The organism is Candidatus Lokiarchaeota archaeon, assembly GCA_014730275.1.
In the GTDB taxonomy this organism is placed as follows: Archaea; Asgardarchaeota; Thorarchaeia; order Thorarchaeales; family Thorarchaeaceae; genus WJIL01.
This window is the reverse complement of sequence record WJIL01000041.1, coordinates 1-9,313: the sequence shown is the minus strand read 5'-3', so window position 1 is coordinate 9,313 and position 9,313 is coordinate 1. Positions and strand designations below refer to the sequence as shown.

Here is a 9,313-nt window from a genome sequence, read left to right as displayed (position 1 = left end):
GCCCTAACACACTCAATATCAAACAGATTTCTCATAATCTCTTCTGCTGCTTCAACTCTTTCAAGGCGTTCTTGAGTAATTTGTGTGCCTGATGGAAAGCGGGTTGCCAAACAGGTACTGGAAGGAGCATCTGCGGCTGGTAGGTTATGTGCAGCTGCGTATTCCCTTATCTCGCGCTTTGTAATACCCGCCTCCGCAAGTGGTGATCGTATGCCAAATTCCTTCAGGGCCTTGATGCCTGGTCTATGTTTGTCAAGATCGGAGGCATTGGTACCTTCTATGACCATATCGAGACCTCTGTTTTCTGCCTCCTCTCTCCAGAGAGATGCAAGTTCTCTCTTGCAATTGTAACAGCGTTCAGGGGGATTGTTAGCAAGATTCTCGTGTGCAATCCAGTCGAATTCAACAGTAACCGGTTCAGTCCCAAAGATTTCACCGAAGTTTTCAAGGTTCTTTCGATCAGGAGCAGTTACTATACTACTATCAACAGTGAGAAATACAGCCACTTGTGCGCTTTCGGCGGCGATACTTGCAAGTACCGAACTATCGACTCCACCACTCACAGCAACCAACACCCTCTTCCCCTGCAGCATTTCTCGAACTTGGTTGAATTTTGCTTCAGTTGTATCTTTCATCAATAGTCCATCCCGCTTGATTTGTATGGTTGTTGGCACTCTCGGTATCTTAGTGAGTTCTTTTTTCGTTTTGTAATTAGGCCTAATGTGGCTTCGCTTGTGATAGACTTCTTCCTACATGATGCTACTTTAAGTAGGCCGTTTTATTCATCAGTATGGATTCATGATGCCGTTCTCCTCGTCTTGCAAAGTTGGGTTCACTTGGAGCCCACTGTTTGAGGATTTTGATTATGGTCGCAAACACCCATTGCGCAAAGGGCGGTTCTTCGAAGCATATGATTTCCTGACTGAGGAGGGATTCCTTGAAGCATCTCAAATTGACACGCTTGAACCAGAGCCTATCTCTGAGGAATTGCTCAGCATGATTCATTCACAGGAGTACATCTCATTCGTACAACAGGTTTCGGAAACTGGGGTGGGTGATATCGATATAGACACGCCTGGCTTCAAAGGGATATACGACAATGCGCGCATTCAGTGCGGCGCAACCGTGATGGCGGCCAACGCAATCATGAATGGGGACTTTGCTCATACTATTTCGCCTACGGGCGGATTTCATCATGCCAAGTTCAGCGAAGGTGGGGGTTTCTGTATCTTCAATGATATTGCTGCAGCTGTTGAAGTCTTCAAGAATTCGGGAAAGGAGAGGATTCTGATTGCTGATTTTGATGCCCATCATGGCAATGGTACACAGGAGTATTTCTACGAGGATTCGTCAGTTATGCAGATTTCTTTCCATGAGGATCCAGAATGGATGTATCCTCATGACGGATATATCAAAGATATCGGTAACAAGGATGGAGAAGGATACAATATCAACATGCCTTTTCCAATGGACTCTGGGGATGACGTCTACCTCTATGCTTTCGAGAGACTAGTACCGCCTTTGATTGAAGCTTTTGATCCACAGGTGATGATTTACCTACCCGGCTTTGATAATCATTATCTTGACCCTTTGACGCATATGGTACTTACTACGAAGCCTGTCGAACATATCGTCCAGTATCTTCATAATACTGCACATGATCTATCTGAAGGGAATCTGATTGCCCTTGGTGCAGGCGGCTACAATGCCGATGCTTATCGTTGGGGATTGGGGGTAGTATTCTCAGAGATCTCAGGGTATGCCTATACCCCTCCCCCTCAGAAACCCCCATTCGAAGACAATAAGGAGACTTGGGATATTGTCAAGGAACACGTTTCAAAGGTGCGAGGCCTAGTTTTTCCAATTCATGGATTATAAGACTCACAAAACCCTAGAACACATAAGAAGAGGCTCTTTGTAATTAGTGAGGTATCTCCAGATGAGCTGGGACTATGTAGACCGGAAAGATGCAGGCGAGATATTAGCACAGAAGGCTATTGAAGCGGGCCTTGATGAAACAAGTCTGATTCTGGCAATTCCCAATGGTGGGATTGCTGTTGCCGCTCCTATCGCAGAAGCGACCGGTGCATCACTTAGTCTAATAATAGTACGAAAGATGCAAATTCCATATAATCCCGAAGCTGGATTTGGTGCCCTGACTTCGTTTGGTACAATGATTCTCAACGACCAACTACTTACAAGATTGGACTTATCTGAACAGCAGATAGAGAAAGCCAAGCACAAAACCGAAAAACAGATTGAGCGGCGACGAAAGGCCTACAGAGAATTTCTTGAAGATATAAGCCCTAAGAATCGTCATGTTGTTCTGGTTGATGATGGCCTAGCATCAGGCTATACCATGCTTGCAGCTGTTCGTTCAGTCAAAGAACAAAATCCCAAATCGATTTCGGTTTTTGTCCCAACAGCTTCCGATAGTGCTGTGGACCGTGTAGAACCAGCTGTTGATGAACTAATCTGTCCGCGAATTGAAACGGGTTTTGTATTTGCTGTTGCGAATGCCTATCGGGATTGGCATGATCTTACTGATGAAGAAGTAATAGAAATATTGGAAGAATTCACAGCCAACTAGACTCTCTCGATTCCTCTTGTCAACTCCATTTCTTATGATGGATTTCCCAATCTTGTTGAATTGGCATGATATTTCTCGTTATTCACTATATCGACATAGCACCGGTAAAAGTCTCAGTGAAATCATCGTGATTTGCTAGTTCCACATATCTTACTCGTTCTGAAAATTCCTTTGCTGCTTTCCGTTCATTCTCAGAAAGTAACAATCGCTTCGCTCCGTCCCCTGCAGCATTGCCGACTGGTATCACCATTGACTTGTCTACTGGAGGTAGTAACCCTAGCTTCAATGCACTTGATGGTCTGATGTAGTTTCCAAAAGCACCGGCCAGGTAAAGGACCTCCAAATCATCAACAGCAATCTCAGCTTCCTGCATAAGAATTTGAACGCCTGCTCTGATTGCAGCCTTGGCTAGCTGAACCTGTCTTACATCTTTCTGTGTGAAGACAATCCTTCGATTGCTTCCTAGTTCTCGCTCTTCTGCAATCACATACAGCTTTCCAAAATCGTCATGCTCTTCTATTCGATTCCCACTTGTTAATCGTCCAGTCGAATCTAGGAGCTCGTTCTCCTTCAGTTCAACTACAATATCAACTATGGCGGACCCACAGATTCCTCTTGGAGTTATATCCCCTATTACAGTCAGCTTTGGGGGTTCTTCTGGGGATTCTATTGATATGTACTCTATCGCCCCTTTCTGCCCACGCATTCCATCCCGAATCGTTGCACCCTCAAAAGCTGAGCCTGCAGCAGCGGAACAACAGAAGAGCTCTCCTCTTCTGGATACAACAATCTCTCCGTTTGTGCCAACATCTATCCCAAGACTGACTGTATCGCTTTTGTGGAGTTCCTGAGACAAAATGAAACCAACTGTATCTCCTCCCACAAATCCCGCCAAATTTGGAGCGAAATACGCCTCTGCTTCAGTATTTGCCGTTAGCCCAACATCATGGGCTCTCCTCTTGAGAGGGCTGCTGATTGTCGGATTATATGGTGATAGTCCTAGATTCGCCACTTCAAGTCCTAGGAACAGATGGTGCATAGCTGTATTGCCAACAAAGGAGTATCTGACCACATCCTCGTAATCAACTGATTGTGATTCACACAGCTCAGAAATCAGTCTATCCACCCGTCCAACTACCTTGTTTTTCAGTGCTTCAGATCCATCTTCCTTGTTCATGGCATAGGTAATCCTTGACATCACATCTTCGCCATATGCGATTTGGGGATTAAGGGCTGCAGCCTGTGCTACCTGGATTCCGCTCTCAAGGTCCATCATGTACACAACTATTGTCGTCGTTCCTATGTCTACTGCAAATCCAATCTTCCCTTGGAGTCCGGGATCTGGTACTACCGTTCGGGAGCGTGGCTTGGTTTCAGTCAGTATTTTTGCTTCTGCTATGTTTTGGGGAACTATCACTCTCATACCGTTAACAGGGGTGTGTTGACAAGCGAGACGATATCCTTGGGCAATTTCTTCCTTGCTTAGGCATTGACGGTCGCTCCGGGTTGGATTTGGAACCGGTTGCAGTATCACTTTACAGCTGCCGCATGTTCCTTTTCCACCACATTCAGATGCAATGTGCAGCCCACCTGACCTTGCCGTCCCAAGCACGGTAGCTTCTTGTGGGGCAGAGATGCGTAAGCCTGTTGGTTCGAAAACCACTAGAGCATTTTTCGTAATAGACACCAACCTTGTTTGTTGTACCAATTCGTTACAATCATCATTGTTGCCGGGATGTTTCAAGTGCAGGTAGCTAACAAAAATCAACCTGTTGGGGCTATGTACTTCATGTTTTACATGGACTCATAAGGCTATTAAGGAGCCCTTAGTTCATATGGTCCGTGCTAGACGAATAGTCTGTAGCCACTGCTGCATGCAATTCACAACTGGTGATGAGGGATATTCAAACCCGGGAACAATTCATTCAGAGGAGTGATTGAACAGTGACTAACGATGAGGAAAACTCTGAACCAATCCGGGACTTCGAATCTGAAGATGAAGTACTACGGACAATGATAGACAACACTCACGATGGAATAGTCATCATTGGTGAGGATGGGAAGTTTGAATATGTAAATAGAGAAGCATGCAGAATCTTCGGTGGGACCGAAGAAGACCTCATTGGACTCGATTTCAGAGAAAAGCTCGTAGAAGAGGATAGAGAACTAGTATCAAAACGATTTGCTCTTCGACGGGAGGGTATTGAAATTCCGCCCGTCTACAGATTCCGTATTGAACAAAAGAATGGAACGCCAGTCTCAGTAGAAACTCGTGTAGAACTGGCAAAGGACGACGAAGGCAGCTTGAAAACTATTGCTCATGTTCTTGATGTCACTGAACGGGAGCGTGACAAGCGTACATTAAGAGAGGTTCAACGTCGAAACAGAATCCTCGTCGAGACTATGAACGAAGGCCTCACTATGGATGATGAGGATGGCAGAATTGTATTTGCCAATGATGCATTCTGTGAGATGCTTGACTATAAGCGGGAAGATGTTATTGGCGAAAAATGGATATCTTTCACAAAAGAGCAAGATGAAGAGCTGGCTGTGAGAAAGAGACGGGATAGGATGCAGGGTAAGTCAGAACGGTATGAGCTTGTTTGGGAGAACAGTCAGGGTGAGGAGGTCCCTACGATTATCTCAGCTACCCCCTATTTCAATCAAAGCGGCGAATACGTTGGATCATTTGCAGTAGTGACCGATGTCAGTTTGATCAAAGAAATGGAAAAGACTCAACGTTTCTATCTTGATTTGCTTACCCATGACATAGCGAATCAGCTTCAGGTTATTATGACTGCAGCTGGCTTAATTGATTGTGACTTACCCCGTTACTACGTGAATGAAGCCCGAGACGACATTTTAGAGTCGATAGAACTCTGTAATCGTCTGATTACCAAGGTCAAGCGTGGAAGTCAGCTGAGAGATTTGCCAAGAACTAAGGTTAATCTTTCCGATGCTTTTCATGAACGCATACGTGTTCTGAAACGTGTGCACTCTGTTGAGGTCTTTACCAAGGGTCTAGATGAAGATATCTACGTCATTGCGGATGAGTTACTGAGTGAAATGCTGTGGAATCTTCTTGAGAATGCTGTCCGTCACAATCCCAAACCTGAGAAGAAAGTGTGGATTGAAGTTGAAGTTTTAGATGATTCTGTTGAGATTGCAGTTGCTGATAATGGTCCTGGAATCAGCGATTCCCGAAAGAAGAAGCTTCTGGATACTACAAAACGACGTCGGGGGGTTGGCTTGATGCTCGTTTCGCAGATGGTAAAAAAGCATGATGGCAGTATCCGCATAGAAGACAGAGTACCTGGCAAAGTCTCAGAGGGTGCCAGGTTTATCGTGAGTTTACCCCTCGCTCAAGACTAGGTGTTTACGGATACGCCATCCACTTAGCTGATATTGACCTATGCTCGTCTAGCACGCTTGGTTATCCTTTCGTAAAGGGTTCTGTAGAATTCTTCCTTGTTGATGCGTGTCTTGTTAATCTTGAAGAAATTTGTCTCGATTTCGCTGAGATCGTCCCGTATCTCGTCGAAATCATTAACAAGATGGCCATTCATGTTATCTTTGAATACATTGGCTACTTTTTCCGGAAAATTGTCAATGTATTGACAGCGGTTTATTTGGATGTGAAACAGCGTGCCATCTAATATTTCTGAGTGTTCTAATGCAGCTTGTGTTTCCATTATTAATAGGTCCCCGTATCCTCAGAGGATTGAATATGATATAATAAATGTTCTAGAAAATCTCTTCGAGGAATTAAAGCGCTCATAAAACAGCTAGATAACAGAATTGAAGACGTGATTTGGGACAACTATAGATATAACGAAGTACGTCATAGTCTTGATGAGGCATTCTCAGACAATGCGGATTGGTTCTATTCTAGATTTGAGTCTAGTGGATGTTCCCAAGATTCCTGTCTCGGTGATATTTATGGCTGGATGTAATTTTGACTGTCCGTACTGTCAAAATGCAGAACTTCTTCCGCTGGATTCGGGGGAAGAGATGACTGTACAAGAGATTCTCTCCTCGACAGAAGGTAATCTGGTTGATGGATTCTGTATCACCGGCGGGGAACCCACAATCCAGAAAGAGCTTGTTGGTTTGCTTAAAGCTTTGAAAGAAGGGCCAGGCGGCCATATTAATTTGAATACGCAGGGGTCGGTTCCTTGGATTCTGGAGCAGTGTTTACCTTACTTGGATTCGGTATGGTTGGATGTAAAGAACCCTCCACATGCATATCGCCGCATAACTAGAACGCAAAGAGACTGGTGGCCAAAAGTTGCAGAGAGTATTACTACTGTCCTGGATTCAGATGTTGAACTGTGGCCGCGCACCACTTATGCCAGCGGACTAATGACCCCTCGTGATTTGATTGGCATTGCGGAAGCTCTTGAAGCCCTGGGTTATTCCGGAGAATATATGGTTCAGAACTATGTTGCATCGGCAGGTGTAAGAGAAAGCGAAGCAGAAAGCTTGGGAGAGCCAGATTTGGAAGACCTTTCGAGTATTGAGGACAAGATTCCCGATTGCATAGATTTGGAGTATCAATGGAGATAGCCTTTATCCTATAGAAATACCTATATTGCCAGTTTGACGCGTCCACTTGTCTAGACAATTACTAGTTACCGTCTTACAAATTCGGAGTGTTATGAAAGCATGTTCCCAGGGTCACAAGGAAGTATGGGCTATGACAGGGCGATTACAGTCTTCAGTCCTGAAGGTCGTCTCTATCAAGTTGAGTATGCTACAGAGGCCGTCAGGCATGGTCCTCTAGCAGTTGGTGTGAAAGGAAAAGATGGAGTTATTCTTGCGGGTGAAAAACGATTGCCCCATGACCTCGTCGATTTGAAGACATTGAAGAAGATATTGCTGATTGATGATCATGTTGGAACTGCAATTGCAGGGCTACACGCTGACGCAAGAAAGCTTATTGATCAAGCTCGGGTTCAGGCACAAGTAAACCGCCTCAGCTATGAAGAGCCGATATCTGTTCACTCTCTTGTCGTCAACATTTGTGATACAAAACAAATGCATACCCAATATGGTGGAGTTAGACCATTTGGTGTTTCCCTATTGGTTGGCGGCGTCGACTTTCATGGCCCGCAGCTCTACACAACTGATCCTTCTGGCTCATTCTGGGGTTGGAAAGCAACAGCAATCGGAAAGGAATCTGACGTAATCAGGGATTTCTTCAATGAGAATTACACATCCGATATGGATTTGGAAGCTGCTCAGGAGCTTGCGCTCAAGGGATTACTTCGGGCTGAGGGAGAAGAAGCTGACATTGATCCTGCTGAAAAAGCAGAAACAATTGATATCGGTCGCATCAATGTTGATGATAGACAATTCAGATTGCTTAGCACAGATGAAGTGGAAGCAATTCTCAAGAAAATGGTTTCTTGAAATCGGGCTTCGTAAAACGGTCCTTTATCATCATTCGACTTAGCAAATCAGTGATATTATCTCTCTGTGGAATGCCGAAAATGTGCGAATCACAGATTTCTATGGCTGGTAAAGCTGGAAAATCATCCTCTTCGCCATTTTCTTCATGATTCAATCTGATTTCCAGAATTTCATCCTTTGATATTCCGTACGCTGATACACTCTCAACAAGTACTTGTTCAGCCATATCACAGAATGGGCAGTCGTCGCTTTTGTACACTCTAATGCAGTAGCTACGATCGCAGGTTGCACATCTCTTTGGATGCTCTGTCACCGAATGTTTGTTCATGGATGGTCCTCGGGTGGATCAACGTGGTTGATGAAGTCGTCGAGTTACGATTTTTCGGCGTACTGGTAGCGTGCTTCAAAAATCGACACCCCTTCTTAAAGATACATATAACCGCTAATTTTATAGCTGAATGAACAATTGAAAAGAAGTCTAAGTTTTGAAGATTCTGTTCAAAATAGACACGATTACTGGCTTGCCTCGTGAATCAGCTTATCGATAATCATGTCTGCTATATCTAATCCTGTGACTCTAGACAGGGCACTCCATGATGGAGCAGCGTTTGCTTCTATAACATACGGGCCGTCTGGAGACTCTAGAATATCTACTCCTGTGTAATCAAGACCCATAACGTTTGCAGTCCGAATAGCTATCTTTTCATACTCTTCACTCAGATCTGCCTCTTCTGCTCTGCCTCCAGTATGGACATTGGTTCTCCACTCCTCCTCTTCGTCCTCGGGGAGGTACCGATACATCGCGCCAACAACCTCATCCCCTATGACAAATGCGCGGATATCCCTATCCGGTTTCTGAATGGTTTCTTGTACGTAGAGCACTTGCCCAAGCTGATGAACGAATTTCATAGCCCTATATGCCAAAGCGGCATCATCTGATCTTATCGCACCCAATCCTCGCGCTCCAATAAGCGGCTTGATAATGACGTCTCCAACTTCTTCAGCGAAATCGATGGCAGCCTCAAGATTTTCCCCGATATAGGTTCGTGGAACTGGGACTCCTGCTTTGTGAAGGGCTGTCAATGTGGCATATTTGTCCTTTGCTCGGCGGAAGGCATAGGCGGGATTCATCACGTAGATACCCGCATCCTCAAAGTGTTCGAGAAGGCTGATTCGAAAGGTGATTTGGTCTCCTGTGCCAAAGCCGACGGTTCGAAGCACAACACCGTCCATGTCCGAGATATCTTCCTCGTCCAAGTAGGTGAATCGATTCGGCACCTGGGCAGCAACGTCCGTAAGGCGAAATGGCTT

Annotated in this window: 10 protein-coding genes; 5 read left to right on the top strand and 5 right to left on the bottom strand. The window is 45.0% G+C overall.

Annotation, left to right across the window (positions count from 1 at the left end; translation table 11 throughout):
- On the bottom strand, positions 1–635 hold a 635-nt coding region (gene larE / locus GF309_05170), incomplete at its 3' end, for an ATP-dependent sacrificial sulfur transferase LarE (protein MBD3158161.1).
- A gap of 163 nt (positions 636–798) precedes the next feature.
- Here larE and GF309_05165 point away from each other — a divergent pair.
- Both GF309_05165 and GF309_05160 read left to right on the top strand, forming a co-directional pair.
- Positions 799–1,878, top strand: a complete 1,080-nt coding sequence (locus GF309_05165) for an acetoin utilization protein AcuC (protein ID MBD3158160.1) — start codon at positions 799–801, stop codon at positions 1,876–1,878.
- A 61-nt stretch (positions 1,879–1,939) separates the two neighbouring features.
- Positions 1,940–2,590, top strand: a complete 651-nt coding sequence (locus GF309_05160) for a phosphoribosyltransferase (GenBank protein ID MBD3158159.1) — start codon at positions 1,940–1,942, stop codon at positions 2,588–2,590.
- Between the two features lie 85 nt (positions 2,591–2,675).
- Here the strand turns inward: GF309_05160 and GF309_05155 are convergent, their stop codons facing one another.
- Positions 2,676–4,358: a DUF4445 domain-containing protein gene (locus tag GF309_05155; GenBank protein MBD3158158.1), complete on the bottom strand. Its 1,683-nt coding sequence runs from the start codon at positions 4,356–4,358 to the stop codon at positions 2,676–2,678.
- Positions 4,359–4,534: 176 nt separating this feature from the next.
- Here GF309_05155 and GF309_05150 point away from each other — a divergent pair, with 176 nt between their 5' ends.
- The gene (locus GF309_05150; protein MBD3158157.1) at positions 4,535–5,962 is read left to right on the top strand and encodes a PAS domain S-box protein; all 1,428 of its coding nucleotides are present in this window, start codon (positions 4,535–4,537) and stop codon (positions 5,960–5,962) included.
- 38 nt (positions 5,963–6,000) lie between these two features.
- Here GF309_05150 and GF309_05145 read toward each other — a convergent pair whose 3' ends face one another.
- Positions 6,001–6,282: a hypothetical protein gene (locus tag GF309_05145; protein MBD3158156.1), complete on the bottom strand. Its 282-nt coding sequence runs from the start codon at positions 6,280–6,282 to the stop codon at positions 6,001–6,003.
- Positions 6,283–6,442: 160 nt separating this feature from the next.
- Here GF309_05145 and GF309_05140 point away from each other — a divergent pair, with 160 nt between their 5' ends.
- Both GF309_05140 and psmA read left to right on the top strand, forming a co-directional pair.
- On the top strand, positions 6,443–7,156 hold the full coding sequence (locus tag GF309_05140) for an anaerobic ribonucleoside-triphosphate reductase activating protein (protein ID MBD3158155.1): 714 nt from the start codon (positions 6,443–6,445) through the stop codon (positions 7,154–7,156).
- A 123-nt stretch (positions 7,157–7,279) separates the two neighbouring features.
- Positions 7,280–8,002 (top strand): archaeal proteasome endopeptidase complex subunit alpha, encoded by a 723-nt coding sequence (psmA, locus tag GF309_05135; protein ID MBD3158154.1) that lies wholly within the window; start codon positions 7,280–7,282, stop codon positions 8,000–8,002.
- Here psmA and GF309_05130 read toward each other — a convergent pair.
- Together GF309_05130 and GF309_05125 are read right to left on the bottom strand one after the other, a co-directional pair.
- Positions 7,983–8,330: a hypothetical protein gene (locus GF309_05130; GenBank protein MBD3158153.1), complete on the bottom strand. Its 348-nt coding sequence runs from the start codon at positions 8,328–8,330 to the stop codon at positions 7,983–7,985. The two genes, psmA and GF309_05130, sit on opposite strands and share 20 nt — an antisense overlap.
- Positions 8,331–8,515: 185 nt before the next feature.
- The coding region (locus GF309_05125) for a RimK family alpha-L-glutamate ligase (protein ID MBD3158152.1) at positions 8,516–9,313 on the bottom strand (798 nt) is incomplete at its 5' end.